The organism is Dongia sp. (genome assembly GCF_041906375.1).
Lineage (GTDB): Bacteria > Pseudomonadota > Alphaproteobacteria > Dongiales > Dongiaceae > Dongia.
Genome location: NZ_JAYRJJ010000004.1, coordinates 330,569 through 356,163, shown reverse-complemented (window position 1 = coordinate 356,163; position 25,595 = coordinate 330,569). Strand labels below are relative to the sequence as shown.

Below are 25,595 nucleotides of genomic sequence, written 5' to 3'. Positions count from 1 at the left end.
CTGGAGAAATCACTTGGTTTAGGATGCGTCATGGCGGATTGGCGAGAAACCTGTCACCCGGACATTCGTCAGGTTCTGGAATATTGGGAGCAGAAATGTGCCGGCCGCCGGATGCCGTCGCGGGCCGATATCGACCCCCTCGACCTTCCGCACCTGCTGCCGCGCGTGACATTGGTCGACGTGGTCGACGATGAACGCCGCTATGTCTACCGCCTGGCCGGGACCAAGGAAGTGGAAATCCGCGGCTTTGATCCCACCGGCAAATCCGTGCTCGAGGCTTTTTTCGCGAATTCGGCCGAAGAGGCACTGAAGAATTACGATACCGTCTGCGCGACGCGGGCGCCCTTGTATGTCGTCGATCCGTTCCAGACGGGGGACCGCTTCGTCAGCGAGGAAGACCTGTTCCTGCCCTTGTCCAATGACGGCGAAACGGTCAACATGATCGTGAATTTTTCGGTCTATCGCGACCTCTACGACTTGGAAGCACTGCTTGACGACGCCTGAACCCGATTGGGTGGAAATGAGCCACCGGGATATCCGCGCCATGTTCGATTACTGGCGCGGCAAATGTGCCGGGCGGCTGATGCCGGCGCGGGGCGATATCGATCCGGCCGACATCCTTCCCTTCCTTCCCTATGTCACCCTGGTCGATGTGGTGGCCGACGAACGGCGCTTCGTCTATCGCCTGATCGGCACGATGGAGGTTGCGCTGCGGGGTGGCGACCCGACCGGCAAGAGCGTCGTCGAGGCCTTCTTCGGCCGGTCGGCCGAATCGGTCCTGCGGAAATACCAGACCGTCTGCACGACCCGCGCGCCCTATCATGAGCGGGACGATTACCAGGTCGTCGACCGCTATGTCGGCGAAGAAAACCTGTTCCTGCCGTTGTCGGATGATGGCGAACAGGTCAACAAGATCCTGGTTTTCTCCATCAACCGCGATCTTTACGACGTGGTGCCCTGAACGATTGCCGCCAAGCTATTGCGCGGCGAAGCGGGCGAGCAGATCGGCCAGCAGGTTGAATTCGACCGCCCGCGGTGTGGTGGGGCGCCAGACCAGGGCGATCTCGCGTGCGGGTGCCGCGGCTGAAAGCGGCTTGGTGACCAGCCCGGTGCCGCCCAGCAACCCGGCATCCACCGCCATCTTCGGCAACAGGGTCAGTCCCAGCTTGTTGGCGACCATCTGCACCAGCGTGGGCAGGCTGGTGGCGCGGAAATCGTCACGGTGACGCGACGGCTCCAGCCGGCAGGCGGCCAGGGCATGCTCGCGCAGGCAATGCCCTTCGTCGAGCAGCAACAGCCGGTCCTCGGGAATGTCGTTGAGATCGAGCGCCTTGGCTTTTGCCAGGGGATCTTCGGCGCGGCAGGCGAGCAGGAAGGGATCGTGGCCGAGGGAGCGGACTTCCAACTCATCGGTCTGGAAGGGCAGGGCGATGAGGGCCACGTCGATATCGCCCTCGCCCAGCGCATCGAGCAGCCGCGCGGTCAGATCCTCACGCAGATAGAGCCGCAGATTGGGATAGGTCTGGCGCAGGGGCGGCAGGACCCGCGGCAGCAGATAGGGCCCGATCGTGGGAATGACGCCGAGGCGCAAGGCGCCGGAAAGCGGGTCCTTCGAGGCGGAGGCGAGATCGGCGATATCCTCGGCCTCACGCAGCACGACCCGCGCGCGGGTGACGATGGCCTCGCCCAGGGGGGTCAGCATGACCCGGCGCTTGGAACGCTCGACCAGCTTCACGTCGAGCAGGTTCTCAAGCTCCTGCAGGCCCGCCGACAGGGTCGATTGGGTGGCAAAGCAGGCCTCGGCCGCCCGGCCGAAATGCTTGTGTTCGGCCAGCGCTACCAGATAGCGCAGCTGGCGGAGGGTGGGGAGGGTGCGCATTGATCGATCCTATCGATTATTGCCGCCAGAATAGCGGGGAGAATCGATCAATCAAAGCCGCTATTCGTCCTTCAGCGACCCGCCCCGGGCGTTGGACCAGCCTTCGGGGTCGTCGAGGAAGGCGCGGATCTTGGCGGTCTCAGTCGCATCCAGGCGGCCGGTATCGCGGGCCGCTTCCAGCACGTCCCACCAGGTGGCGAGGCCATGCAGCTTCACGCCGAGATCGCCCAGCGTCTTCAGCGATTGCGGAAAGATGCCGTAATGGAAGACCACCAAGGCATGGGCTACGGCGCATTCGGCCTGGCGGATGGCGTTGATGAAATTGACCTTGGAGCCGCCGTCGGTCGCCAGATCCTCGACCAGCAGAGTGCGGGCGCCGGGCTGCATGTCGCCCTCGATCTGCGCGCCACGGCCGAAGCCTTTGGGTTTCTTGCGGATATAGGCCATCGGCAGGCCCAGCTTGTCGGCAAGCCAGGCCGCGTAAGGGATGCCGGCCGTCTCGCCGCCGGCCACCACGTCGAGGCTTTCAAAACCGATCTCGCGGCCCACCAGATCGGCCGCCAGTTCGATCACCTTGGACCGGGCCCGGGGAAAGGCGATGATTTTGCGGCAGTCGATATAAACCGGGCTCTTGCGGCCCGAGGTCAGCGTGAAGGGTTCGTCGGGGCGGAAATGGACGGCGGCGATCTCCAGGAGGATTCGCGCCACGATCGGCCCGGAAAGGCCAGAAGAACCCGTCGATTGCGCCATGAGTCTCGCCCCTGCGAATGGATTGGATGCCCGCCCTTTTAGAGAGCGCCGCGCAGCACCGCAAGGGCGGGTTTGAGGGCCGGCTTCAGCGCGGCTGCGGGCGGCCGGGCTTGCCGCCGGGACCGGATTTCCCCTGCGGCCGGCCGCCGGATTTCCGCCCCTGCTTGCCCTGCGGTTTCCCCCTCGGCTTGTCCCCCCTCGTCTTATCCCCTCTCGTCTTATCCTGGGGGGCCAGGGCCGGGCGCGGGGTTGCCATCTGGTAGACCTGGACCCCTTCGCCCAGATGCGGGTTGTTGGCCTGCCGGATCTGCGCTGCCGCTTCGTCATAGAGGAACGGGAGATACGCAAAGCGCTGGCCGCGGATGATGGGCAGGGCCTCGTGCAACAGCGAGCATGAGAAGACGACGGCGCCGCCGGTCGGCGCGCGGTAGGTGGCGCGGCCGAATTCCGGGAACATCAAATCGCCGCCGACATATTCCTCGGCATTGAGGTTGATGGTGACGGCGAAGCGGCGATGCGCGGTGCCCTTGGTGGTGTTGTCCCGGTGGGCGCGGAAATAGCCGCCGCTCTGGTCGTAGCAAGCGACGATATGGCGCTCCATGCGCGTGACGTCGAAGGCGAAGGCCCGTCTGATTTCCGGAATGAGACGGCGGCGGACGCGTTCCTGCGCCGCCTCGATCAGGGCACGGTCGTTGATGCTCCAATCACTGCGCCGCTTGTGGCGATGGTCGTGCTGCTGGACGGTCTTGCCGTCGCGTTCGACCATGAAACCGGATTCCGTCGGATTGCCGGTGCGATAGCCTTCGATCAGGCGCTGGCACAGCTCGCGCTCGAACACATTGGGCAGCAGCAGGACCGGCGCCTGCATCTGGCTGGGGCGGGGGGCGCCCAGTTTGGGCAGGCGCTTGAGGACCTGCAGAACAGAATCCGCCTGCAGGCGCCCGTCATTGGTGGCAAAGATGCCGAGAATGCGCAGGGTCGGGTCGAGCAGGTAGGTGACAGGCTGCAGGGCTGCGATCGGCGTTTCCGGCTGAGCCAGCTGATAGCGCTGCGCCACCTTGCGCTCGAAATCCCAGAAGATGTCGAGGCCGGGGCGCACCTGCGTGAGGTCGGCGCGGTCGCGATCGGCCGGGTCCACCGAGATGCCGAAGCAATAGAAGTCCGGATCCGTGAACGTCTCCTGCGCTGCCTGAAAGCTTTCGATCAGCGTCTTGCCGACAGGGTGCGCGGTCGAGCCGAAAAAGGTGAGCACGACATAACGCCCGCCCGCCGTGGAGAAGTCGAAATTCGGATTGACGTTGCTGGCGCAGTGAAACCAGGGCGCCGGATCACCGACCAGCAGGCGCGGGTCGGCAACACGCGCTGCGCTGGGTTGGCCAAGGGTAAGGGTGGGCTTGCCGGTGCTCATGGTGTCGAACTGCCTTGTTTGATCGGATCGTTGCGGCCTGGGGTGACGGACACGGGGTGACGGACTTTGGGGGGGGTAATTGTCCTGGGGTGTCCCCCGGCCGATCCCGCCCGGCGGGCGACACCATGCTGGAATCGGTTTGCTTCGGCAAGCCGGGACACGCGATTGTTAACCATGGCGGAATGCGATGGCAGCCGATGTGGCGGGGCTGACGACCCGCTGTTCGTCGACTAGGCTCTGCGCCGGCAATTGACCGCAACCGAGGAAACTTCAGATGACGACCAGCTTGATCCGCCTGGACCGCGACGGCGCGGTGGCTACGCTCTCGCTCAACCGGCCGGAAAAGCGCAATGCGCTCAATGCCGAGATGTGGCGGGGGCTGGCTGACCAGCTCAAATACCTTGCCCGGGATGCCGACCTGCGCTGCGTGGTGGTGCGGGGTCAGGGCGGCCATTTTGCCGCCGGCGCCGACATGGCCGAATTCGCCGCCCTCCGCGCGACGCCCGAAGGCGCCCGCGCTTATGGCGAGATGATGCTGGAGGCGCTCTGGCGTTTGCGCGAGCTGCCGCTGCCGACCATCGCGCGGATCGACGGGAACTGCCTCGGCGGCGGATTGGAAATCGCCGCCATGTGCGATTTCCGCATCGCGGCGGAGGAAGCCAGATTCGGTATTCCTATCCAACGTGTCGGCATTACCATGCCCTATCCGGAACTGGCGGCCCTGGTCGGGCTGATCGGGCGGCCGGCCATGCTGGAAATGCTGCTGGGCGGCGATCTCCACGATGCCGCCTGGGCGCTGCGCAAGGGGCTGGTGACACGCTCGGTCGCGGGGGCGGAACTGGACTCGGCGGTCGCCGAGCTGACGGCGCGCCTGCTGGCGGGCTCACCGACCAGCCATCGCAACCACAAGAAGTTCACCCTGCGCTGCCTGGATCCGCGCCCGCTGACGGCGGCCGAAATCGCCGAAAGCTATGCCGCCGTCACCAGCCACGACTATCGCGAGGGGATCGCGGCCTTCCTGGAGAAGCGCCGCGCGCAATTCACCGGGGGCTGAACGCGGGTGCAGCCATCACAGCCCGGTGAAGCGGAACCGGAAAGCATCATGAATGTTAGACAGTGGTCAGAAAAGGGCGTTAAGATCACTTCCAGGGATGCGGTGAGGGGCTGGTATCCGGCCCTGTTGGACGGGAGAAGTGTTCTATGGCAGCAAGATTGGCGGAGCAGCGGCCCGTGACCCGGGGCGTGACGACGGACAAGACTTTCCGTGACGGCGTGAAAATGACCTTCGCCGAGTTCTGGCGCCTCTATCTCGACGTTCACCGCCATCCGCTGACTCGCGGCATGCACTATTCGGCAACAATCGTGGGCATCATCGCGACCCTGCTCGCGATCTATCATCAGCAGGCGCTGTTTTGCGCCGCCGGCATCGCCTTCGCCGTGGTCATGGCGGTGACCTCGCATTGGTGGGTCGAGCACAACCAGCCGCTCATCCGCGTCAACGCCTTCTACGGCGCCTTGGCCGATCTGCGCATGTGCTGGCTTGCCATGACGGGTGGCATCGGCGCTGAATACTCACGGCTCGGCCTCGGCGCCCCGGCGCCGCGCTCGCACAGCCAGCCGGCGGAATAGCGCGCGGGACCTGCGCGCCCGTATCAGGGGCGCGTCAGCTCCACTTTTCCAGGAAGCGATAGACGGCATCGCCGCGGGCAAGAATTGCGCCAGCTTCATTGCGCACTTCCGCCTTGGCAAAGGCCACGGTCTTGCCGCCGCCGATGCGATGACCCTCGACGACGAGGGTTTCACCGACCTTCCCTTGACCCATGAATTGGACATTCATCGACAGGGTAACGGCCTTGATGATCCTGTCCGGTCCGCCGGCAAGGGCCACGGCAAAGCCGGTCGCGGTATCGATCAGCGTCGCCAGGACGCCGCCATGGGGCACTTCCATCCGGTTGAGATGCCGCGGCTCGATCAGCAGTTTCAGCCGGGCAAAGTCCTTTTCCTTGTCGACCAGTTGATAACCGATCAATTCAGCATAGCCGCTATAGGGTCTTTCCATCACCAATCCGTCACAGAACATTGCTAGAAACCGCCCGCCCGCCGGCGATGTATGCGCACCGGCCGGGTATTCATCCGGTTATTCATTCCGGCTATTCATGGAGCCACACTGCCTGTTTGCACCACGGCGGTAAAGCGCCACTTGCATCGTCCGATTTTTCCCGCGACAGTGCGATGGGGCAGCGATTTGCCAAGGTTTCCGGCAGCCCTGCCAGCCCACTTTGCCAAGCGGATCGGGAGATATGATCGACCTCTATTCCTGGGCGACGCCCAATGGGCACAAGGCCCACATCATGCTGGAAGAGACCGACCTGCCCTACCGCCTGCACAAGGTCGATATCGGCAAGGGCGAGCAGTTCCGGCCGGAATTCGTGGCCATCAACCCGAACAGCAAGATCCCGGCCATCGTCGATCAGGATGGCCCGGACGGGCGCCCGCTGACACTCTTCGAATCCGGCGCCATCCTCATTTATCTTGCCGAGAAGTCCGGCAAGTTCCTGCCCAGCGACAAGCGGCGCCGCTATGACGTGCTGCAATGGCTGATGTTCCAGATGGCGAGCATCGGGCCGATGTATGGCCAGGCCTGGCATTTTCGCTCCGTGGCACCGGAGCGGATCCCGTATGCGGTGGATCGCTACACCAATGAAGTGACGCGGCTGCTGCGCGTGATGGAGCAGAGGCTCAAGGAAAGTGCCTATCTCGGCGACAAGGAATATTCGATCGCCGATATCGCCGCCTGGCCCTGGGTCAAGGGCAGCGAGAAATATGGCCAGGACATGCGCGATTTCCCGCATGTGGCGCGCTGGATCGCGACGATCGCCGAGCGCCCGGCCGTGCAGCGCGGTCTCAACGCGCTGTTGAAGGCGGCGTGAGGAAACGAGCATGACAGCTGCAATCGAGCTCTACACCTGGCCGACGCCCAACGGGCACAAGGTCCATATCGCACTTGAGGAGATGGGGCTGCCCTACACGCTCCACGCCGTTGATATCGGTGCCGGCGACCAGTTCCAGCCGGCTTTCCTGAAGATCAGCCCGAACAACAAGATCCCCGCCATGGTCGATCCCGATGGGCCCGACGGCCAGCCGATCGCGCTGATGGAATCGGGTGCGATGCTGATCTATCTTGCCGAGAAGACCGGCCAGCTGATGCCGCAAGATCCGCGCGGGCGCGCCAGCGTTATGCAATGGCTGATGTTCCAGATGTCGGGCGTCGGTCCGATGCTGGGCCAGACGCATCATTTCCGCTCCTACGCGCCGGAGCAGTACCCTTACGCCATCAAGCGCTATACCGATGAAACCACGCGGCTCTACCGGGTGCTCGATGCAAGGCTGGCGGAAAGCCCCCATCTTGCCGGCGAGGCCTACAGCATCGCCGATATCGCGACCTGGCCGTGGCTGCGCTATTGGGATCGCCAAGGGCAGGACATCAACGCCCACCCGCATCTGAAGCGCTGGTTCGACGCCATCGCCGAGCGCCCGGCGGTGATTCGCGGCCTGCAGGTCCTCGCCGACCGCAGCCGCAGCAAGCCTTTCACCGCTCAGGAACGCGATATCCTGTTCGGTGCCAAGCAGCTGGAGCGCCGCTCCTGAGGGGCCTTGGGTAACTTATTGAAATAATTGACGCTATAAACTTCGACCCGGTCCGCGCGACGATGGTTTGACATTCCCTTGGGCCACCTTTAGTAAAGGCCCCGCATACGTCGTGAAAACGCGCCACTCGATAGATTGCTGAGCGCGGAGGGGTGGCCGAGTGGCTGAAGGCGACGGTTTGCTAAACCGTTATAGGGGTTAAACCCTATCGTGGGTTCGAATCCCATCCCCTCCGCCAATTTCCCTTTTTTAGACTGACCGAACGTCCTTGGCCGCAATCGGCCAATGACGGTTTGGCCGTGCCATGATCGGCAAACACCCTAGCGGCGCAGCAGGGCGGCGGTGTGGCGCGCGATCATGCGTTCCTCGTCGGTCGGGATGACCCAGGCGGAGACGGGTGACGGGTCGGCGCTGATGCGGCCCTTGCCGGCAGCGTTCCGTGCCGCGTCCGGCGCAACACCCAGCCAGGCACAGCCGCGCATGATCGCTTCGCGCGTGGCGGCGTCGTTCTCGCCGATGCCGGCGGTGAAGACGAGGGCGTCGAGACCGCCGAGAGCAGCGGCGAGCGAGCCGATTTCGCGCAGGATGCGGTATTCGAAGAGTGCTATGGCCGCAGCGGCCTCGGGCGCCTTGGAGGCGCGCAGCGTTCGCATGTCGGCCGATATTCCGGAAACACCGAGAAGGCCGGAACGGCGATAGATAAGATCCTCGATCCCGCGCAGGTCGAGCCCCTCCCGTTCCATCAGATAGAGGATGACACCGGGATCGATGGTGCCGCATCTGGTGCCCATCATGAGGCCGTCGACCGTGGTAAATCCCATCGTGCTGGCGACGCTGGCGCCGCGATGGATGGCGCAGAGGCTCGCCCCATTGCCCAGATGCGCGATGATCACCCGGCCCTGGGCAATGTCCGGCGCCAGATCGACAAGCGCCTTGCTGACATATTCATAGGAAAGGCCGTGGAAACCATAGCGCCGCACCCCTTCCGCAAAATAGCGGCGCGGCAAGGCAAAGGCTTGAGCTTCCCATTGCTGCGCCCGGTGAAAGGCCGTGTCGAAACACGCGACCTGCAGCAGGTCCGGCTGGTGCGCGGCGATGGCACGGATGGGCGCCAGATTGTGCGGCTGATGCAGCGGCGCCAGGGGCACGAAGGCGGCCAGGGCCTCGAGGATCGACGCGTCGACAATAACGGGCGCGGTATAGGCGATGCCGCCATGCACAACGCGATGGCCCATGGCACGGAGGAGGCGGCCGTCGCCAAGGAAATCCGCAATGGCCTGGTAGATTTCGCGCGTGGCGCCGTCGTGATCGAGTTCGCCGGCCGACCAGCGCCGCTCGGCAAGAATTTCTCCCGGATGCCCGGCAAGGCGCAGATGGGGCGCCGTGCCGATACCTTCAATCTGGCCATGCAGATGCTGGACTTCCGCAGCCATGTCGTAGACGGCGAACTTTATGCTGGATGAGCCGGCGTTGAGCACGGCAAGGCAATCGGGCATGGCTCGACTCAGGCCACGATATTGGCGCCACCGTCGACATAGACGGTGCCGCCGGTTACGCGCTTGGCGAAAGGTGTTGCCAGATAGGCGCAGGTATAGCCGACATCCATGATGTCGATGAGCTCGCCCAGCGGCGCCGTGCCGGCCGCCTTGTTGAGCAGCATCTCGAAATCCTTGAGGCCGGATGCGGCGCGTGTCTTCAGCGGACCCGGCGAGATGGCGTGAACGCGGATGCCTTGCGGCCCCAGTTCATAGGCGAGATAGCGGCAGACCGCTTCGAGCGCCGCCTTTACGGGACCCATCACGTTGTAGTTCGGCACCACGCGGTTGGCGCCGTAATAGCTCATGGCGAACATCGAGCCGCCATCGGTCATCAGCGGTGCCGCCAGCTTGGCCATGCGCACGAAGGAGTGGCATGAAATGTCCATGGCTTTTGCGAAACCTTCGGCCGAGCAATTGAGCAGGCCGCCGGTGAGGTCGTCCTTCGGTGCGAAGGCAATCGAATGAACCAGGATGTCGAGCTTGCCCCATCGTTTGGCGACAATATCGAAGACCGCCTCGAGCTGCCCGGGCTGCGAGACGTCGAGGGGGGCCGTGATGGTGGCGCCCAGTTCGGTGGCAAGGGGTTCAACATGTGGCCTTGCCTTCTCGTTCAGCCAGGTGACGCCGATTTCCGCACCCGCCTGGTGGAAGGCGCTGGCACAGCCATAGGCGATCGATTCCTGGTTGGCGATGCCGATGACGAGCGCCTTCATGCCGGCGAGTACCGGGCGGATGGTATCGGTCATGTCGACTCCTTCAGGCAATGGCGCGGGCGGTGTCCTTGCGCCGCGACGCGGCAACGAGCGTCGCCACGGCGCAGGAAGCAAGGCGGGTGAGCAGTGAATCGGCGCGGCTGGTCAGAATGATGGGAACGCGGGCGCCGAGCACGATGCCCGCGGCGTCGGCGCCGGCAAGGAATGAGAGGCTCTTGGCCAGCATGTTGCCGGCTTCAAGGTCCGGCACAACCACGACGTTGGCCCTGCCGGCTACCGGCGAGTGGATGCCTTTGATGGCGGCGGCACTCACGCTGATCGCATTGTCGAGCGCCAGCGGGCCGTCGATCAAGGCTCCGGTGATCTGGCCCCGATCCGCCATCTTGCAGAGGGCAGCGGCCTCGATCGTCGAAGGGACCTTGGGATTGACGGTCTCCATGGCACTCAGAATGGCGACGCGGACCTCATCGAATGCCAGGGCATGAGCAAGATCGATAGCGTTCTGTGTGATATCGACCTTCTCCTCAAGTGACGGCGCAATGTTGATCGCCGCATCGGTGATGATCAGCGGCGTGGGGTAGCCCGGAATGTCCATGATAAAGCAGTGGCTGAGGCGCCGCGCGGTGCGGATGCCCGTATCCCGTGCCACCACGGCATGCATCAGTTCGTCGGTATGGAGGCTGCCCTTCATCAGCGCCTCCGCGCGTCCTTCGCGGACCAGGGCAACGGCCCTCTCCGCGGCGTCGTGGCTGTGCGCGGCATCGACCAGGGGCAGCGCCGAGATATCCAGTTTGGCCGCAGCGGCGGCGGCCTCGATCTTGGGCCTCGGACCAACGAGGATGGGCACAATGAGTTTCCTTGCCGCCGCCTCGATCGCGGATTGCAGGGCGACGTCGTCACAGGGATGAACGATGGCGGTTGCTATGGCCGGGTATTTGCCCGCCGCCTGCAGGAGGCCTTCGTATTTTTCGTGCGACCGATCTTTGGATTGAGGAATCATGGCGCGTTCTATGCTTTCCATTGTGTGCGATCACGCAGTCGGTCGATGGCTACCAAGCTCTGCAGAGATGATAGGCGGAACGTGTTGCAGGTTGACAACAAGTTGCCACGGACTGGTTTCCTTGGAATTGACCGGGATCAATGTTTACAGCGTTTCCGGGGGACGAATTTCCTGAGGCGGCGTCGATGGCTAAGCCTAAGTTTCAGCCAATCGGGTCGGCCGCCGCGGCTTGCGGCTTGTCGCCGACCTGCCGGTATCCGGCTGCAGGAGGCGCTTGGCATGGCCGCTATGCAGATCCTCCAGCAGGGCCTGCAGGATCGGCGTTCGGCTGTGGCCTTGCCGGGTGACGCATTCGAACAGGGATTGATAGCTCGTCGTATCGGCCATCAACGCCCGCATTTGGCCCTTGCCGACCCAGCTCGCCGCATAGTGGCTGGGCAGATAGGCGATGAAGCGCCCCGAGAGAACGAGCATGGCCAGCCCTTCCATCGAGAACGAAACGGCTTGGGCCGAGAGGTTGAGGGGACGGCGGTCTTCCAGATAGCCCTTGCCGGCGTAGCTTGCGGCAAGGATGTCGACCTGCTGGATATCTGTCGCCGCCCGCTCGAACAGCGGATGGCCGCGCCCGCAATAAAGCGTCTGCTCCTCAAGGAACAGGGCGTGATAGGCGAGACCGGGCAGCGCATGATGGAAGGCGCCGATCCCGATATCGAGGCGTCCATCGAGGACTTTACGTTCAAGCTCCTGGGGGCTGTCCATGTGGATCGTGATGCGCACATCCTGCGCGCGCCTCGAGAAACGGTCTATCACTTCGGCAATCCGCTGTGCCGGATTGCTGACGATATTGTCGACCAGGCCGATCGCCAGATTGCCGATGAGTTTGCCGCGAAGCGAGCCGACCGAGGAGCGAAACGCCTCCAGATCGGCATTGAGGCGCTGGGCCGCGCGATAGACTTCCTGCCCGCTTTCGGTAAGGGCGAAGCCGACCCGGCCGCGCCGGCACAGGCGCAGGCCGAGGCGCTGCTCCAACTCCGCGATCATGGTGCTGAGGCGCGAGGGACCGACATTGAGAACGGCCTGCGCCGGCATGAATCCACCGCATTCGGCCACGGTGGTAAACGCCCGGATCAGCTTGAGGTCGACATCGCGCAGGGCATCGATCATCCTTACTCCGTAAAATGGAGAAGTAAACTTCTGTTGATTATTGTTTATCAGAAGTGAGGCGGGCTGGGAAGATCGGCGCCAAGATCGATGCGGTCATAGCAGGCGGGAGACATGACATGACGGGCCAGAACATGACGGGCCAGAACAGCAACCCACAACCGGTTGACGCGGTATTGGTGCCGCGATTTGGCGCCATCCCCACCTTCATGCGGCTGCCTCATCTCACCGATCCGGCGTCCGTCGACATCGCGCTGATCGGCGTGCCCTGGGACGGCGGCACCACCAACCGCGCCGGTGCCCGGCATGGTCCGCGCGAAATCCGCAACATGTCGAGCTTCATGCGCAAGGTGCATCATGTCAGCCGGATAGCGCCCTATGAACTCGCCCGTGTCGCCGATCTCGGCGACGCCCCGGTCAATCCGATCGACCTGATGGATGCGCTGAAGCGCATCGAGGGCTTTTATGCCAAGCTGCACGCCGCCGGTGCGATACCGCTGTCAGCCGGTGGCGATCATCTCATTACCTTGCCGATCTTTCGTGGCATCGCTAGGCAGCGGCCCGTCGGCATGATTCACTTCGACGCTCACTCCGATACCAATGACCGCTATTTCGGCGACAATCTCTATACCCATGGCACGCCCTTCCGGCGGGCGGTGGAGGAGGGATTGCTTGACCCCAAGCGCACGGTGCAGATCGGCATCCGCGGCTCCATCTACAGCGCCGATGACATGGCCTTTGCCGAACAGAGCGGCATGCGCGTCATCTATATGGAGGAGTTTGCCAAGATCGGCGTGGATGCGGTGATCAAGGAAGCACGCCGCGTCGCCGGCGATGGCCCCACCTATATCAGCTTTGACGTCGACGGCATCGATCCGGCCTTCACGCCCGGGACTGGAACACCGGAGATCGGCGGCTTCACGACGCTGGAAGCGCAGACCGTGCTGCGTGGCCTGCAGGGCCTCGACCTTGTCGGCGGCGACGTGGTCGAAGTATCGCCGCCCTTCGACCCCAGCGGTAACACCGCCTTGGTTGGTGCTACCCTGATGTTTGAAATCCTCTGCCTGCTGGCCGACTCACTGGCGCGGCGCCGCGGCCGGTGATCTTGCCCGGTGATCTTGCCCAGTGATCTTGGCCAGTGCGCTTAGCCCAGGGCAATTGAACTGAGCTGGAAGGTCGCAAAGGCTGCAGCATAGGCCAGGGCCATCATGTAGGAGAACATGACAAGGGGCCAGAGCCAGCTGTTGCTCTCGCGCTTCACGACCGCAAGCGTCGAGAGGCATTGCGGCGCGAAGACATACCAGGCCAGTAGCGAAAGTGCCGTCGGCAGCGACCATTGTGTTGCGAGCATTGACTGCAGAGCGGTCTCGGCTGTGGCGTCACCGTCGCTGACCGCATAGACCGTTGCCAGGGCGCCGACCGCCACTTCACGCGCGGCAAGGCCCGGGATCAGCGCCACGACAATCTGCCAATTGAAGCCGATCGGTGCGAAGAAGCCGGCAAGGGCATGCCCGATGAGTCCGGCCAGGGAATAGTTGATGGCCGGGTCGCTGGCGCCGAGTGGTGGCTGCGGAAAAGTGCAGGCAAACCACATAAGCATCGACAGGCTGAGGATGATGGTGCCCGCGCGCCGCAGGAAGGCACCGGCCCGCTGCCACAGGCCCAGCAACAGATTGCGCGGGCGTGGCCATTTATAGCTTGGGAGTTCCATCAGGAACGGTTCGGCGACCTGCCGCCAGACGATCCGCTTCATGAACGCAGCAACGAGCAGGGCGGAGATGATGCCGGCAGCATAGAGGCCGAACATGACGAGCCCTTGCAGGCCGATCCCGCCCCACAGACTCCGTTCCGGAATGAAAGCCGAGACCAGAAGCGTGTAGACGGGAATGCGCGCCGAACAGGTCATCAGCGGTGCCACCAGGATCGTGGCCAGGCGATCGCGCCGGTTTTCGATGACCCGCGCCGCCATGACACCGGGTATGGCGCAGGCAAAACTGGAAAGCAGCGGCAGAAATGCGCGACCGTGCAAGCCGGCGCCGCCCATCAGCCGATCCATCAGAAAGGCGGCACGCGCCATGTAGCCGAAATCCTCGAGCAGGATGATGAAGAGAAACAGCACCAGGATCTGCGGCAGGAAGACCAGCACGCTGCCGATTCCGGCGATGATCCCATCCGTGATGAAGCTCTGCAGCATGCCGGCCGGCAGCAACTGACGCGCGGCCGCCGCCAACAAGTCGAAGATCTGGCTGATCCCGTCCATGGCGGGTGCCGCCCAGGCAAAGACGGCCTGGAAAATCAGGAACAGCAGGGCGAGCAGGATAAGAACGCCGAGGACCGGGTGCAGCAGGATATGGTCGATACGTGACGTAAAGCGATGGTCGCCGGCACGGAAGGCGCAGAGCCGCAGGATTCGGTCAGCCTCGCGGTGGGCGGCGCGGAGATCCTGCGCGCTGGGCGCCTGCCAATCAGCTTCGCGCCGTTGCATTCGCGGCAATTCATCGTCGATCGCGCGCAGCAGGGCCTCGGTGCCGCCCTTGCGCACCGCAACGGTCGGGATCACCGGCACGCCCAGTTCGGCAGAGAGGCGCTCGATATCGATCTCACAGCCCTGGCGCCTGGCGATGTCGGCCATGTTGAGTGCCAGGATCATGGGATAGTTGAGCTGCTTGAGTTCCAGGAAGAGGCGCAGGAACAGCCGCAAGTTTGTGGCATCGGCGACGCAGATCAAGGCGTCGGGAGCGGCTTCGCCCCGCCGCTGTCCCAGCATGACGTCGCGGGCCACGGCTTCATCGGGACTGCGGCCGCGCAAGGAATAGGTTCCGGGAAGATCCAGGACCCGAACCAACTTGCCGGCCGGGGTTGTCAGTCGCCCTTCCTTTCGCTCGACGGTGACGCCTGCATAGTTGGCGACCTTCTGCCGGCTTCCCGTCAAGGCGTTGAACAAGGCGGTCTTGCCGCAATTCGGGCAACCGACCAGGGCGATGCCGGTGGCGTTGGCCAAAGCGGACATGCGACTACTCCCTGCCCACGACAAGAACGGCGCCGGCGTCGCGGCGGCGCAGCGCTACCAATGTATCGTCGAGGCGAATGGCGATGGGATCGCGGCCGATGGGGCCGTCGTGCCGCACCTCGATGTGGGCGCCTTCGACGAAGCCCATCTCAAGCAGTCGCCGCTCCAGTTCGGCCCAAGCCAGCGCGGTGCCGGACGGCATGGCCAGGCCGACGATCGATCCGCGCCAGCCGCGATAGCAATCGCTCAAGCGCAGGGCGGCATTTGTCTTGTGGTCCGCAATGATGAGTCCGGAATGCATGGAGGCGCCTCAGATCGCGATGCGATGTATCAAGTGTGGCGGCATCCTGCCGCCAGTAATTCTCATTATCAAGTTTACGAAGGTCGCAGGGTTGGTGATGCGCTCCGGCAGTTGGCGCGCAAATAAAGACGATATTGCAGTCGGTTCTTCCCCAACTTGATCTCATTCAAATGGGCGGGCTCGGGTTCATGCGTCCTTTTGTCGCCAAGACGCGGCTCGTCCGGAAGTTGGGCCGCTTGTCGCGTGCGCCATGTTGTCAACTTGACCGCGCCGCAAGCATTTGCCTGCCGACCTCATCGATGACGGCGCCGCAGGTGCAAACCGCGGATTCCAGCCGGGCCCGACGATCCCGTGTCGCATGTCAGCGTGAATCGGCGGGGCCGATCGGTTGGGACATTTGCGGTGCGTCAGAACGTCATCTGGGAGTTCCGGCGTCTTCTCTGATTCTGCGCAACAGGTCGTGCGATTGCGCCTGCCGCGTCGCCCGAAATAAATTGACCTGGAGTACTGACGTCTATGAGCGTCCTGAAATCGACCGTGGGCTGGGCCGCCGACATATCCGAGCGCAGCAGCGAGGTGCCGGTACCTTCAGTTGCCGGCCAGCATCGGCAGACTCTCCTGGAGCTGATTCTTGCCGCCAAGGCGCGTGTCGGCATCATCGGGCTGGGTTATGTGGGATTGCCGCTGGCCTGCCTGTTTGCCGAAAAGGGGTACCCGGTTCTCGGCATTGATAGTGACGAGGTGAAGGCGCGTGCGCTCAACCGCGGTCGCTCCTATATAGAGCATATTCCGGATGAACGGATTGCAGCCCTCGGCCAACAGCATGATTTCAAGGCCAGCACAGATATGGAAGAGCTGCGTCAGGCCGATGTCATTATCATCTGCGTCCCCACGCCCCTGACCCGGCACCGGGAGCCTGACCTGCAGTTCATCGAGGCGACAGGACGCGCGCTGGCCTCGGTATTACGGCCGGGACAGATCGTCATTCTGGAATCCAGCACCTATCCGGGCACCACGCGGGAAGTGCTGAAACCCCTGCTTGAGGCCAGCGGCTTGCGGTCCGGGCGTGACTTCTTCCTTGCCTATTCGCCTGAGCGGGAGGATCCCGGCAACGCGTCCTTCGGCACGTCGCGCATCCCAAAGATCGTCGGCGGCGACTGTGCGGCAGCGCGCGAGGTGGCGACGGTCCTCTATGATCAGATCGTCGCCGGCGCCGTACCGGTCAGCAGCCCGGAAACGGCTGAATTCGTCAAACTGTCGGAAAACATCTTTCGTGCCGTCAACATCGCCCTGGTCAACGAACTCAAGGTCATCTGCATGGCGATGGGAGTCGATGTCTGGGAGGTCATCGACGCGGCGGCAACGAAGCCCTTCGGGTTCATGCCCTTCTATCCCGGGCCTGGATTGGGCGGTCATTGCATCCCGGTAGACCCGTTCTATCTCACCTGGAAGGCACGGGAGTTCGGCATCAACACCAAATTCATCGAGCTCGCCGGCGAGATCAACGCCGCCATGCCGGAATTCGTCGTTGCGCAACTCGTACGGCAGCTGAGCGAACAACAGGGGCGGGCGTTGCGGGGCGCGCGCATTCTCCTGCTCGGTATCGCCTACAAGAAGAATGTCGATGATCTGCGGGAGAGCCCCGCATTGACGATCTTTGAAATGTTGCTGAAGCAAGGGGCCGAGGTCACATTCCACGATCCGCATATTCCCTTGATCAAGCCGACGCGCGAGCATGCCAGCCTGTCCGGCCTGAAATCGACCGAACTGACGCCGGAAACGATCGCCGCTGCCGACGCGGTGCTGATCGTTACGGATCACAACCAGGTCGACTACGACCTCGTTGGCCGACATGCCCGATTGATCGTGGATACACGCAACGCCATGGGGCGGGCCGGCATTTCGGCGGCGCATGTGGTCAAGGCCTGACTGCCAGCACCCGCCATGAATGACAGGCATGATACGCTGGTGATCGGGAAACCTCATGAGAGCGAGGGCTCCGTGTCGGCCGAGGCTCTATTGGCAGCACTGATGCCGGTTGCGGCCTCTTTGCCATTGGCTCCCCTGCAGCATACCGCCACATTCATTCTGGGCTGCATCCTGCGGCGCCACGCCGACATGTTTGCGCGCTTGCGTGAGTTGGGTAACGCGACATTTCTTATCGACGTAACGAATTCTCCGGTCCTGTTTGTTCTAACCCCGGGCGCCGTCACGCCCAGCATCGAAATCCTGCGGCGCGAAGACAATCCGCCGGCCGCGAGCGCCACCATCAGCGGCCCCCTTCCGGCTCTGCTGCTTCTGCTGCAGGGGAGAGTTGACGGCGACGCCCTGTTCTTCAGCCGGGCCCTGAGCATAAAAGGCGATATGGCAGCGGTCCTGTGCCTCCGCAATGCGCTGGACGGTGCGGAGATCGACTTGATTGATGATGTCGCCGCCCGCTTCGGCCCGGCAGCGGGGCTGGCGAGACGGGCGATCCAGTTTCACGGCCGAATGGGAATGAGAGCGGGGCGCGCCTTGTCGCTGTTGCAGGCCGCGCATGCCACACAGGCTTCAGGCCGGTCGCGAGCCAGCCATGGGTGACACGTCTTCACTGGATCGACCGCTTGAACTGGTCTGCCCAGCCGGCACGCCGGCTGCCCTGCGAGCGGCCGTAGAGGCGGGTGCCGATTCGGTCTATTGCGGATTCAATGACGCCACCAACGCCCGCAACTTTCCGGGCCTCAATTTCAGCGCCAAGGAAATGGCGGCGGCGGTCACCTTCGCTCATGAACGCGGCGTCAAGGTACTGGTGGCGATCAATACCTATCCCCAGGCGGGGAAAATGTCGTTGTGGCGGCAGGCCGTCGATCTCGCTGCCGATCTTCATGTCGATGCCGCAATCATGGCGGATATAGGCCTGTTGGACTACGCCGCAACGCGCCATCCGCGCCTGCGTCGGCATCTATCGGTGCAAGCATCGGCCAGCAACGCGGAATCGATCGGCTTTTTAGTGCGCGAATTCGGCGTGCAGCGCGTTGTCTTGCCGCGCGTGCTCACTATTGCCGAAATTGCCGCCCTCAATGCACAAATTGACGTCGAAACCGAGGTCTTCGTCTTCGGCGGCCTCTGCGTCATGGCCGAAGGCCGCTGCTCCCTGTCATCCTATGTCACCGGCCAATCGCCCAACATGAACGGTGTCTGCTCCCCCGCTTGCGCGGTCAAGTATGAGCAGCGCGGGGAGAACATGGTGTCCCGCCTCGGTGACTTCACCATAGATGTCTTTCAGCCGGGGAAGCTGGCTGGATATCCGACCATCTGCAAAGGTCAGTTCCTCGTGCGTGGCGAGCCGCAATACCTGTTTGAAGAGCCAACCAGCCTGAGCGCGCTCGGCATTCTGCCGCAGCTGCAACGGGCGGGTGTCCGTGCCCTCAAGATTGAAGGCCGGCAGCGGGGCAAAGCCTATATCAGCGATGTGGTGCGTGGATTCCGGGATGCCGTCGACGCTCTGTCGCGAGGCCGGGACATGCCGGCAGACACGTTGCTGCACTTGACCGAAGGCGGCCAGACCACAAGCGGCGCCTATCGGAAAGCATGGCGCTAGGTATGAAAATGACAAGCCCCGACCAAATGCCGGCAATGGAAATGCCAGGGAGCAAGGACCGTCCGCTGTTGACGCTGGGCCCCATCCTCTTCAACTGGGCCGCCGAGCGCTGGCGTGACTTCTACTTCCGGATTGCGGATGAAGCACCGGTCGATGTCGTCTATGTCGGCGAAGTCGTCTGCGCCAAGCGCCAGCCGTTCATCGCCCCGATGCTCCCAGACGTCATTGCCCGCTTGCAGCAAAGCGGCAAGACAGTCGTTCTATCCACGTTGGCGCTCAGCATGACCCGGCGTGAAATCGACCAGATGCGCGAAATTGCGAACAACGGAGAGTTTCTGGTCGAGGCAAATGACATTGCTGCACTGTCATTGCTGGCTGGACGAGATCACATCGTTGGCCCGTCAATCAACTCCTACAACGAAGGCACGATCGCCGTTCTGCAGAAAAAGGGCGCCATCCGGATCGCTTTGCCGGCCGAATTGTCCGGGAATGCTATCCGGCAATTGGCCGCGGCAGGCGTGCCGCTCGAAATTCAGGTCTTTGGGCGAGCGCCACTTGCCATATCGGCGCGCTGCTATCATGCGCGCGCCGAAAACCTGCACAAAGACGGTTGCCGCTTCGTCTGCGAGCGTGACCTGGACGGTTTGGCGGTCGAGACGCTCGATGGCGCGTCGTTTCTCGCCGTGAACGGCCTGCAGACCCTCTCGCATGGCTGTCTGAACCTGGCCTCTCATGTGGCAGACCTGCGCTCTGCGGGTGTCCGGCATTTCCGTCTCTCTCCACATGATGTGGACATGGTTGCCGTTGCCGGGCTGTACCGCGATCTGCTCGACGGTCGAGCGGAACCGCAGCAATTGGCCGATACCCTGCCCAAGATCCCGGATGGCGCTGCTTTTATCGATGGCTTCTATCGTGGCATCAATGGTGCCGCCGTGGCGAGGGCATGAAATGAACTGGCTGTCCGACCCCCGTCCTGGAGCAGATTGTGCGATCATTGCCGAGGTGGCGCAGGCGCATGATGGCAGTCTCGGTACGGCACACGCCTTCATCGACGCTGTTGCCGCGACCGGGGCCACGGCTATCAAATTCCAGACGCACATTGCCAAGGCGGAGAGCACACCGTCAGAGCCATGGCGGCGCAAGTTCAGTTACCAGGATGCGACGCGCTACGCGTATTGGCAGCGCATGGAGTTCACACCGGAGCAATGGTCCGGCCTTAAGGATCACGCCGAGGAGAAGGGTCTCGTCTTCCTCAGCTCGCCATTCTCGCTCGAAGCAGTCGATCTGTTGAAGCGGCTGGATATGAAGGCCTGGAAAATCGCGTCGGGCGAGATCTCCAACATACAGATGCTGGATGCGGTCGCGGCCATGGGGCGTCCGGTGATGATTTCGTCGGGTATGAGTGATCTCTCGGAAATCGACGCAGCTGTCGCGCGCATCACCGGGGCCGGATGTCCCTTGGCCGTGATGCAGTGCAGCTCGACCTATCCATGCCCGCCAGAGAAGATCGGCCTCAACGCAATCGGCCTTTTTCGAGATCGCTATCAGACCGCTGTCGGCTTATCCGACCATTCCGGCACGATCTTTCCGGGGCTGGCCGCGGCGGCTCTTGGAATCGAAGTGCTTGAGTTGCATGTCACCTTGAGCCGCGAAATGTTCGGCCCCGATGTCAGTTCGTCGGTCACGACGACTGAATTGAAAACCCTGGTCGAGGGCATGAATTTCATCCAGCGCATGATGGCGCACCCGGTTGACCGTGGCGTTCTGGCACCGGAACTCGACGCGCTGCGCGCAACTTTCACCAAGAGCATTGTCGCCAGCCGGAACCTGCCGGCGGGAGCGGCACTTTCCCAAGAGATGCTGGCGCTCAAGAAGCCGGGCGGCGGACTTCCGGCGGTCGAGCTGCCGGGATTGATCGGCCGCCGCCTGCGACGCGCCGTGGCGTGTGATCATCAAATTCTGCATGAAGACCTGGAGTAGAGCATGACCCGCAAGGTCTGTGTCGTCATCACGGCACGCCCAAGCTATTCGCGCATCAAGACGGCACTGGCGGCGATCCGGGCCGATCCACGCCTTGAGCTCCAGTTGGTGGTTGCGGCGTCTGCCTTGCTCGATCGCTATGGCGCAGCCGACAAGGTCATCGAGGCGGAAGGCTTCAAGATCGACCGGCGCGTCTACATGATTGTCGAGGGCGAAAACCTCGTCACCTCGGCCAAATCGACGGGTTTCGGTCTGTCGGAATTGGCCACGGTGCTGGACGATCTGAAGCCGGACATGGTTGTCTCCATTGCCGATCGGTTTGAAACGATCGCTACGGCGATCGCCGCCGCCTATCTGCATGTGCCGCTGGTCCACGTCCAGGGCGGTGAAATCACGGGTTCCATCGACGAAAAGGTCCGCCACGCCGTTACGAAGCTTGCCGATATCCATCTTGTGGCGTCGCAGCACGCAGCTGAACGGGTCATACGCATGGGCGAGCGCGCCGAACGCGTTCATGTAACTGGCTGCCCATCCATCGACGTGGCCAAGGCAGCCATCGAAGCGCCGATGGTCGCAGACGACATCTTCGCGACCTATGGCGGTGTCGGGCCGCGCCTGGATCTTGCCAAGGGATATATCGTCGTCATGCAGCATCCGGTGACGCAGGAGCATAAATCGGCGCGTTGGCAGGTTGAGCAGACATTGGCCGCGATCCGCGATATCGCCATGCCGACCTTGTGGCTGTGGCCGAATGTCGATGCCGGATCGGATCTGACGGCGCGCGGATTGCGTGCCGGGCGTGAGCGCGGCGAACTTGACCATATCCACTTCTTCAAGAACCTGCCGCCGGAAGAGTTCCTGCGTGTGCTCAAGGGCAGTGCCTGTATCGTCGGAAATTCCAGTGTCGGCATTCGCGAATGTGCCTATCTCGGCGTCCCGGCGATTAATATCGGCTCACGCCAGACCGGCCGGGATCGTGGCGCCAATGTCATCGACGTTGGCTACGATCGTGATGCCATTCGGGACGCTATCCGCGGCACGTTGGCCCATGGTCATGTCCAATCCGACGCGCTCTATGGCGATGGGCATGCGGGCACGCGCATCGCCGACGTGCTGGCGACGACATCTCTCGAGACCAGCAAGCAGCTGGCCTACTGAGCTGATGAGGGATCGCCGAAAATGATGGATCGTGTCCTCATCATTCCTTCCGAGAACCGGAACCGGGAATTCGACGCGAAGCTCTTGCTCGGCTGTGTTGCGGTCGAAGCCGGCTTCCGGGCCATTGTCGGCAGCCGGCATGACATACACGCATCGATCGCGGACTTCCCGCAAGCGATCTACCTGGCGAAGGATCTGCGCTCGAGCAGCGCGCGCATGAGCCGGATTTTGACACGGCTTGGCCATGAAATCGTCGCCTGGGATGAGGAGGCACTGGTCTACCACACGCCGGCACAATATCTCGCGGCGCGCGTTGACCCGGAGGTAATGCAGGCAACGAGCATGCTCTTTGCCTGGGGCGATGATAACGCAGAGATCTGGCGCAGTGCGCCCAGTTACCACGGTGTCCCCATTCGGGTTGTCGGGAACCCGAGACTGGACCTGCTACGGCCGGAGTTGCGGCAGTTGCATGAGCAGCAGCGCCGTTTGCTGAAGGTCGACTTCGGCGACTACATCCTGATCAACAGCAATTTCGGCACGGTCAATCACATTTTGCCCAACGCCACGGAGACGGTTCTGGAGCGATTCAGCGATGCCGAGGCCGCGCAGCGGCATCTCGATCTGCTGGCCTATCGGCGCGAAATGTTCGGCCACTTTCTTACCGCGGCATCTGCGCTGGCGCGCGCGTTTCCCGCGACATCAGTCGTCGTACGCCCACACCCATCGGAAGACCCGGCGCCCTGGGAGCAGGTGGCGCGCGACCAGCCGAACCTGCATGTGCGGCATGACGGCGGCATCGTGCCATGGCTCCTAGGCGCGCAAGCCGTTATCCACAATGGATGCACGACGGCCATCGAAGCGTCGCTGCTCGGGAAATCGGCGATCGCCTATCAGCCAATTCGCGATTCACGTTTTGACATTCAATTGCCGAACAGCGTCAGCCAAACGACCTTGAATCTGGATGATCTGCTGGGCGCCGTTGCTGCACAATCATCAATGGCGGTCCAGTCGGGCGGCCTGCCGGCTCAACTGAATAGTCATCTTGCCGTGGATGCGTCGTTGTCATGTGATCGTATCGTGGGCGATCTGTTGGCTTTCGCCAACCGGGGACGCCAGCGCTCCCTGGGCCTGAGGCGCCATCTGGGTCGGGTGCAGGCTTTTCTGAGGCAACGGCGCAAGGCGGCATTCCTCACCACAAGCAACCACAAGAACAGTGCCGACTACAATGCGCACCGCTTTCCGCCAATTGACGTCGACAGCGTGAAGCAATCTGTTGCGGCTCTGGAGCAGTGCCTGGGCCGCTTCGGCCGCGTGAATGTGTGCGAGTTGCGGCCAAACGTCTTTGAGTTGCGGGCGGCATGATGGGGAGCATTGCCTCATCCAATGCACCCTTGATCATACCTGTCGAAATTGCCGCGCGCGAACTCGACGCAAAACTCCTGTTGGCCTGTCTTTCCGCAGGACGCGGACACCCAACAATCCTTGGGTGCCGTTTTGATCTGGATCTGCGTGCGGACCAATTGCCCCCAGGTGTCCGGCTCGAGAAGGGCGTGACCGATGCCAGCTACAAGATGTTCCGGAACTTGCGCGACCTCGGTTATGCGCTGGCGGCCTGGGATGAGGAAGCCTTGGTCTATTACAGCGACCACGCCTATGCCGAGACACGGTTTTCACGGCGAAGTGCCGCCCTGGTGCAGCTGATGATGGCTTGGGGTGACGATAACAGCCGTCTGTGGACACAGGCGGCGCAATATCCAGGGACACCGATTGTCGTGACCGGCAATGCGCGTGCCGATCTGTTGCGACCGGCGTTCCGCGATTTGCACAACGAAGAAGCCGCTGCCATACGCGGTGAATATGGCGACTTCATTCTGATCAACAGCAATTTCGGGAGCGTCAATTTCTATCACGCGGCGCGCGAGACAAAGTTCGACCGCTATGTGACCGCACATCGAGCGGATGGGCTGCGCACTCACAGGATAGCGCTGTTCCAGGCCTTCCTGGAGCTTGTTCCGATTGTCGCTCGAGCGTTTCCCGACCGGAAAATCGTGGTGCGGCCGCATCCGGCGGAAGATCATCGACCCTGGTCCGAGATTGCCGCTGCCTGGCCCAATGTAGAGGTTGTCCATAGCGGCTCCGTGCTCCCTTGGCTGACGGCAGCGACGGCCGTCATCCATAACGGTTGCACGACGGCCATTGAAGCCTTTCTCCTCGGGGTGCCGGCCATAGCCTATCGGCCAATCGTATCCGAGGCGCATGACATTCACTTACCCAACGCGGTAAGCCACAATGCGTTTGATACGGATGCCTTGATCAGGTTGCTGGCGGCACGCATTGACCGACGCCTGGATGATGGAGCGATTCTGCAACAGGGAGACGGCATCCTTGCGCGATTCATCGCCGCGAGAGATGGTCCCCTTGCCGCCGAGCGCATCCTTGACGCCGTGCGGCACTTGACGCGGCCCCCGATGTCGGGCTTCCGCTCAAAGGTGCGGCGGCTGCACCGAGCACTGAAGATGCGTTGTCGCCGGCACCGGAAACTAGCCTCAAGTCGTACGCAAAGCGGTGGCGAAGCGGCTGTTTTCCGGCAGCGCAACTTCCCCAGTCTTTCTGCCGCTGATCTGGGCCATCGGGCAGATGACTTGCGTTCAGCCTGGCCCGACCTGCCCGAGGTGGCGATCAGCCAGATATATCCGAACATCTATGAGATCGTGGCATCTGGGGGAGGGGCTCATGGCTAGGCATGGCTTTTCGGTTCTTGCCGTCATACCGGCCAGGGGTGGCAGCAAGGGCATCCCACGGAAGAATCTGTGCAAGGTGGCTGGCCTGTCGCTGGTCGAACATGCAGCGATTATTGCCAAGGGGTTGACATGGATCGATAGCTGCGTGTTGTCGACTGATGACCCGGAAATCGCCGCAGAGGGGCGCCGGTGTGGCCTCGACGTGCCGTTCTTGCGCCCTGCCGAATTGGCCTCGGATAAGGCCACAGGTGTCGCTGCCTGGCAGCATGCGTGGTTGGAGAGTGAGGCCGCCTTCGAGCGACGCTTTGATTGCTCGGTCCTGTTGCAGCCGACCACGCCTCTACGCACCGTCGAAGACGTAACGTCGACTATCGATGCGATGCTTCTGGGTGGCCACCGCGCGGCAACCACGATCAGCCGCGTCCCGGGACATTTTACGCCGGAGAAACTGATGTTGCTGAAGGAAGGGCAGGTATCGTTCCTGCACCCCGACGGCGCACGTCACAGCAACCGGCAGAGCATTCCCGCCTACTATACACGAAACGGGTTGTGCTACGCGGCGATGCGAGAGGCGGTTGTCGATCGCATGGAGATCGTCGAGACGGATTGTGCCGGCGTGATCACGGTTGGGCATGTGGCAAATATCGACGAGCCGATTGACCTTGCCTTTGCCGAATTCCTGGCAATGCGCGGCCGCGCGGAATAGAACTGGCACCAGACGGGCCGAC

The 25,595-nt window shown here is 62.8% G+C and carries 25 protein-coding genes, 1 tRNA gene and 1 pseudogene; 17 read left to right on the top strand and 10 right to left on the bottom strand.

Annotated elements, in window-relative coordinates:
* Positions 1–30 precede the first annotated feature (30 nt).
* Together ACE3OA_RS15510 and ACE3OA_RS15505 are read left to right on the top strand one after the other, a co-directional pair.
* Positions 31–504, top strand: a complete 474-nt coding sequence (locus ACE3OA_RS15510; protein WP_374312286.1) for a PAS domain-containing protein — start codon at positions 31–33, stop codon at positions 502–504.
* Positions 491–961, top strand: a complete 471-nt coding sequence (locus ACE3OA_RS15505) for a PAS domain-containing protein (RefSeq protein WP_374312284.1) — start codon at positions 491–493, stop codon at positions 959–961. Before ACE3OA_RS15510 ends, ACE3OA_RS15505 begins: the two co-directional genes overlap by 14 nt.
* A gap of 15 nt (positions 962–976) precedes the next feature.
* Here ACE3OA_RS15505 and ACE3OA_RS15500 read toward each other — a convergent pair whose 3' ends face one another.
* From ACE3OA_RS15500 to ACE3OA_RS15490, 3 genes are all read right to left on the bottom strand, one after another.
* Positions 977–1,879, bottom strand: a complete 903-nt coding sequence (locus ACE3OA_RS15500; protein ID WP_374312282.1) for a hydrogen peroxide-inducible genes activator — start codon at positions 1,877–1,879, stop codon at positions 977–979.
* Between the two features lie 60 nt (positions 1,880–1,939).
* Complete coding sequence (locus tag ACE3OA_RS15495) at positions 1,940–2,629, bottom strand: orotate phosphoribosyltransferase (protein ID WP_374312280.1); 690 nt, start codon at positions 2,627–2,629, stop codon at positions 1,940–1,942.
* Between the two features lie 85 nt (positions 2,630–2,714).
* On the bottom strand, positions 2,715–4,037 hold the full coding sequence (locus ACE3OA_RS15490; RefSeq protein ID WP_374312278.1) for a redoxin domain-containing protein: 1,323 nt from the start codon (positions 4,035–4,037) through the stop codon (positions 2,715–2,717).
* A gap of 274 nt (positions 4,038–4,311) precedes the next feature.
* Between ACE3OA_RS15490 and ACE3OA_RS15485 the strand changes: the two genes are divergently transcribed.
* Together ACE3OA_RS15485 and ACE3OA_RS15480 are read left to right on the top strand one after the other, a co-directional pair.
* Positions 4,312–5,091: an enoyl-CoA hydratase/isomerase family protein gene (locus tag ACE3OA_RS15485; protein ID WP_374312276.1), complete on the top strand. Its 780-nt coding sequence runs from the start codon at positions 4,312–4,314 to the stop codon at positions 5,089–5,091.
* A 146-nt stretch (positions 5,092–5,237) separates the two neighbouring features.
* Entirely contained in the window at positions 5,238–5,666 is a 429-nt protein-coding gene (locus tag ACE3OA_RS15480) for an Mpo1-like protein (protein ID WP_374312274.1), read from the top strand.
* A gap of 34 nt (positions 5,667–5,700) precedes the next feature.
* On the opposite strand, the gene ACE3OA_RS15475 is transcribed toward ACE3OA_RS15480, so the two are convergent.
* Positions 5,701–6,096, bottom strand: coding sequence for a PaaI family thioesterase (locus ACE3OA_RS15475; protein ID WP_374312272.1), 396 nt, complete (start codon positions 6,094–6,096; stop codon positions 5,701–5,703).
* 241 nt (positions 6,097–6,337) lie between these two features.
* Here ACE3OA_RS15475 and ACE3OA_RS15470 point away from each other — a divergent pair, with 241 nt between their 5' ends.
* The 3 genes from ACE3OA_RS15470 to ACE3OA_RS15460 all read left to right on the top strand — a co-directional run bounded on the left by ACE3OA_RS15470 (position 6,338) and on the right by ACE3OA_RS15460 (position 7,923).
* The gene (locus tag ACE3OA_RS15470; protein ID WP_374312270.1) at positions 6,338–6,967 is read left to right on the top strand and encodes a glutathione binding-like protein; all 630 of its coding nucleotides are present in this window, start codon (positions 6,338–6,340) and stop codon (positions 6,965–6,967) included.
* A gap of 10 nt (positions 6,968–6,977) precedes the next feature.
* Positions 6,978–7,685, top strand: coding sequence for a glutathione binding-like protein (locus tag ACE3OA_RS15465; RefSeq protein WP_374312268.1), 708 nt, complete (start codon positions 6,978–6,980; stop codon positions 7,683–7,685).
* 146 nt (positions 7,686–7,831) lie between these two features.
* A tRNA-Ser gene (locus ACE3OA_RS15460) sits at positions 7,832–7,923 on the top strand.
* 82 nt (positions 7,924–8,005) lie between these two features.
* Here ACE3OA_RS15460 and ACE3OA_RS15455 read toward each other — a convergent pair.
* From ACE3OA_RS15455 to ACE3OA_RS15440, 4 genes and pseudogenes are all read right to left on the bottom strand, one after another.
* On the bottom strand, positions 8,006–9,181 hold the full coding sequence (locus ACE3OA_RS15455; protein WP_374312266.1) for an acetate/propionate family kinase: 1,176 nt from the start codon (positions 9,179–9,181) through the stop codon (positions 8,006–8,008).
* A gap of 8 nt (positions 9,182–9,189) precedes the next feature.
* Positions 9,190–9,969: an enoyl-ACP reductase FabI gene (gene fabI / locus ACE3OA_RS15450; protein ID WP_374312264.1), complete on the bottom strand. Its 780-nt coding sequence runs from the start codon at positions 9,967–9,969 to the stop codon at positions 9,190–9,192.
* A gap of 10 nt (positions 9,970–9,979) precedes the next feature.
* A pseudogene (locus ACE3OA_RS15445) lies at positions 9,980–10,939 on the bottom strand (phosphate acetyltransferase); the annotation flags it as partial.
* A 192-nt stretch (positions 10,940–11,131) separates the two neighbouring features.
* Positions 11,132–12,100 carry a LysR family transcriptional regulator gene (locus ACE3OA_RS15440; protein ID WP_374312261.1) on the bottom strand — a complete coding sequence of 323 codons (969 nt, stop codon included), beginning with the start codon at positions 12,098–12,100 and terminating at the stop codon, positions 11,132–11,134.
* Between the two features lie 116 nt (positions 12,101–12,216).
* On the opposite strand from ACE3OA_RS15440, the gene speB reads away from it, so the two are divergent.
* Entirely contained in the window at positions 12,217–13,200 is a 984-nt protein-coding gene (gene speB / locus ACE3OA_RS15435; protein ID WP_374312259.1) for an agmatinase, read from the top strand.
* Between the two features lie 41 nt (positions 13,201–13,241).
* Here the strand turns inward: speB and ACE3OA_RS15430 are convergent, their stop codons facing one another.
* The gene (locus tag ACE3OA_RS15430; RefSeq protein ID WP_374312257.1) at positions 13,242–15,107 is read right to left on the bottom strand and encodes a ferrous iron transporter B; all 1,866 of its coding nucleotides are present in this window, start codon (positions 15,105–15,107) and stop codon (positions 13,242–13,244) included.
* A 4-nt stretch (positions 15,108–15,111) separates the two neighbouring features.
* Positions 15,112–15,408, bottom strand: coding sequence for a ferrous iron transport protein A (locus tag ACE3OA_RS15425; protein ID WP_374312255.1), 297 nt, complete (start codon positions 15,406–15,408; stop codon positions 15,112–15,114).
* Between the two features lie 516 nt (positions 15,409–15,924).
* Between ACE3OA_RS15425 and ACE3OA_RS15420 the strand changes: the two genes are divergently transcribed.
* The 9 genes from ACE3OA_RS15420 (at position 15,925) to ACE3OA_RS15380 (ending at position 25,573) form a co-directional block, all read left to right on the top strand.
* The gene (locus ACE3OA_RS15420; protein ID WP_374312253.1) at positions 15,925–17,337 is read left to right on the top strand and encodes a nucleotide sugar dehydrogenase; all 1,413 of its coding nucleotides are present in this window, start codon (positions 15,925–15,927) and stop codon (positions 17,335–17,337) included.
* A gap of 72 nt (positions 17,338–17,409) precedes the next feature.
* Positions 17,410–17,988, top strand: coding sequence for an SCP2 domain-containing protein (locus ACE3OA_RS15415; protein WP_374312251.1), 579 nt, complete (start codon positions 17,410–17,412; stop codon positions 17,986–17,988).
* A complete protein-coding gene (locus ACE3OA_RS15410) occupies positions 17,981–18,988 on the top strand; it encodes a peptidase U32 family protein (RefSeq protein ID WP_374312249.1) in 1,008 nt (335 codons plus the stop codon). The genes ACE3OA_RS15415 and ACE3OA_RS15410 overlap by 8 nt, the downstream gene beginning before the upstream one ends.
* Complete coding sequence (locus ACE3OA_RS15405) at positions 18,979–19,935, top strand: U32 family peptidase (RefSeq protein ID WP_374312247.1); 957 nt, start codon at positions 18,979–18,981, stop codon at positions 19,933–19,935. The genes ACE3OA_RS15410 and ACE3OA_RS15405 overlap by 10 nt, the downstream gene beginning before the upstream one ends.
* 1 nt (position 19,936) lies before the next feature.
* Positions 19,937–20,968, top strand: coding sequence for an N-acetylneuraminate synthase family protein (locus ACE3OA_RS15400; RefSeq protein ID WP_374312245.1), 1,032 nt, complete (start codon positions 19,937–19,939; stop codon positions 20,966–20,968).
* A gap of 3 nt (positions 20,969–20,971) precedes the next feature.
* Positions 20,972–22,126, top strand: coding sequence for a UDP-N-acetylglucosamine 2-epimerase (gene neuC / locus ACE3OA_RS15395; protein ID WP_374312243.1), 1,155 nt, complete (start codon positions 20,972–20,974; stop codon positions 22,124–22,126).
* Positions 22,127–22,147: 21 nt separating this feature from the next.
* Positions 22,148–23,488 carry a surface carbohydrate biosynthesis protein gene (locus ACE3OA_RS15390; RefSeq protein ID WP_374312241.1) on the top strand — a complete coding sequence of 447 codons (1,341 nt, stop codon included), beginning with the start codon at positions 22,148–22,150 and terminating at the stop codon, positions 23,486–23,488.
* Positions 23,485–24,867, top strand: coding sequence for a surface carbohydrate biosynthesis protein (locus ACE3OA_RS15385; RefSeq protein WP_374312239.1), 1,383 nt, complete (start codon positions 23,485–23,487; stop codon positions 24,865–24,867). Before ACE3OA_RS15390 ends, ACE3OA_RS15385 begins: the two co-directional genes overlap by 4 nt.
* Positions 24,860–25,573, top strand: coding sequence for a cytidylyltransferase domain-containing protein (locus ACE3OA_RS15380; protein ID WP_374312237.1), 714 nt, complete (start codon positions 24,860–24,862; stop codon positions 25,571–25,573). The genes ACE3OA_RS15385 and ACE3OA_RS15380 overlap by 8 nt, the downstream gene beginning before the upstream one ends.
* The last annotated feature ends 22 nt before the right edge of the window (positions 25,574–25,595 follow it).

What these genes read in the sequence shown, in the direction of transcription:
- ACE3OA_RS15510 (WP_374312286.1), top strand. Translation starts at nt 31, where the DNA reads ATGGCGGATTGGCGAGAAACCTGTCACCCGGACATTCGTCAGGTTCTG.
- ACE3OA_RS15500 (WP_374312282.1), bottom strand. Translation starts at nt 1,879, where the DNA reads ATGCGCACCCTCCCCACCCTCCGCCAGCTGCGCTATCTGGTAGCGCTG.
- ACE3OA_RS15495 (WP_374312280.1), bottom strand. Translation starts at nt 2,629, where the DNA reads ATGGCGCAATCGACGGGTTCTTCTGGCCTTTCCGGGCCGATCGTGGCG.
- ACE3OA_RS15490 (WP_374312278.1), bottom strand. Translation starts at nt 4,037, where the DNA reads ATGAGCACCGGCAAGCCCACCCTTACCCTTGGCCAACCCAGCGCAGCG.
- ACE3OA_RS15485 (WP_374312276.1), top strand. Translation starts at nt 4,312, where the DNA reads ATGACGACCAGCTTGATCCGCCTGGACCGCGACGGCGCGGTGGCTACG.
- ACE3OA_RS15480 (WP_374312274.1), top strand. Translation starts at nt 5,238, where the DNA reads ATGGCAGCAAGATTGGCGGAGCAGCGGCCCGTGACCCGGGGCGTGACG.
- ACE3OA_RS15475 (WP_374312272.1), bottom strand. Translation starts at nt 6,096, where the DNA reads ATGGAAAGACCCTATAGCGGCTATGCTGAATTGATCGGTTATCAACTG.
- ACE3OA_RS15470 (WP_374312270.1), top strand. Translation starts at nt 6,338, where the DNA reads ATGATCGACCTCTATTCCTGGGCGACGCCCAATGGGCACAAGGCCCAC.
- ACE3OA_RS15465 (WP_374312268.1), top strand. Translation starts at nt 6,978, where the DNA reads ATGACAGCTGCAATCGAGCTCTACACCTGGCCGACGCCCAACGGGCAC.
- ACE3OA_RS15455 (WP_374312266.1), bottom strand. Translation starts at nt 9,181, where the DNA reads ATGCCCGATTGCCTTGCCGTGCTCAACGCCGGCTCATCCAGCATAAAG.
- fabI (WP_374312264.1), bottom strand. Translation starts at nt 9,969, where the DNA reads ATGACCGATACCATCCGCCCGGTACTCGCCGGCATGAAGGCGCTCGTC.
- ACE3OA_RS15440 (WP_374312261.1), bottom strand. Translation starts at nt 12,100, where the DNA reads ATGATCGATGCCCTGCGCGATGTCGACCTCAAGCTGATCCGGGCGTTT.
- speB (WP_374312259.1), top strand. Translation starts at nt 12,217, where the DNA reads ATGACGGGCCAGAACATGACGGGCCAGAACAGCAACCCACAACCGGTT.
- ACE3OA_RS15430 (WP_374312257.1), bottom strand. Translation starts at nt 15,107, where the DNA reads ATGTCCGCTTTGGCCAACGCCACCGGCATCGCCCTGGTCGGTTGCCCG.
- ACE3OA_RS15425 (WP_374312255.1), bottom strand. Translation starts at nt 15,408, where the DNA reads ATGCATTCCGGACTCATCATTGCGGACCACAAGACAAATGCCGCCCTG.
- ACE3OA_RS15420 (WP_374312253.1), top strand. Translation starts at nt 15,925, where the DNA reads ATGAGCGTCCTGAAATCGACCGTGGGCTGGGCCGCCGACATATCCGAG.
- ACE3OA_RS15410 (WP_374312249.1), top strand. Translation starts at nt 17,981, where the DNA reads ATGGGTGACACGTCTTCACTGGATCGACCGCTTGAACTGGTCTGCCCA.
- ACE3OA_RS15405 (WP_374312247.1), top strand. Translation starts at nt 18,979, where the DNA reads ATGGCGCTAGGTATGAAAATGACAAGCCCCGACCAAATGCCGGCAATG.
- ACE3OA_RS15400 (WP_374312245.1), top strand. Translation starts at nt 19,937, where the DNA reads ATGAACTGGCTGTCCGACCCCCGTCCTGGAGCAGATTGTGCGATCATT.
- neuC (WP_374312243.1), top strand. Translation starts at nt 20,972, where the DNA reads ATGACCCGCAAGGTCTGTGTCGTCATCACGGCACGCCCAAGCTATTCG.
- ACE3OA_RS15390 (WP_374312241.1), top strand. Translation starts at nt 22,148, where the DNA reads ATGATGGATCGTGTCCTCATCATTCCTTCCGAGAACCGGAACCGGGAA.
- ACE3OA_RS15385 (WP_374312239.1), top strand. Translation starts at nt 23,485, where the DNA reads ATGATGGGGAGCATTGCCTCATCCAATGCACCCTTGATCATACCTGTC.
- ACE3OA_RS15380 (WP_374312237.1), top strand. Translation starts at nt 24,860, where the DNA reads ATGGCTAGGCATGGCTTTTCGGTTCTTGCCGTCATACCGGCCAGGGGT.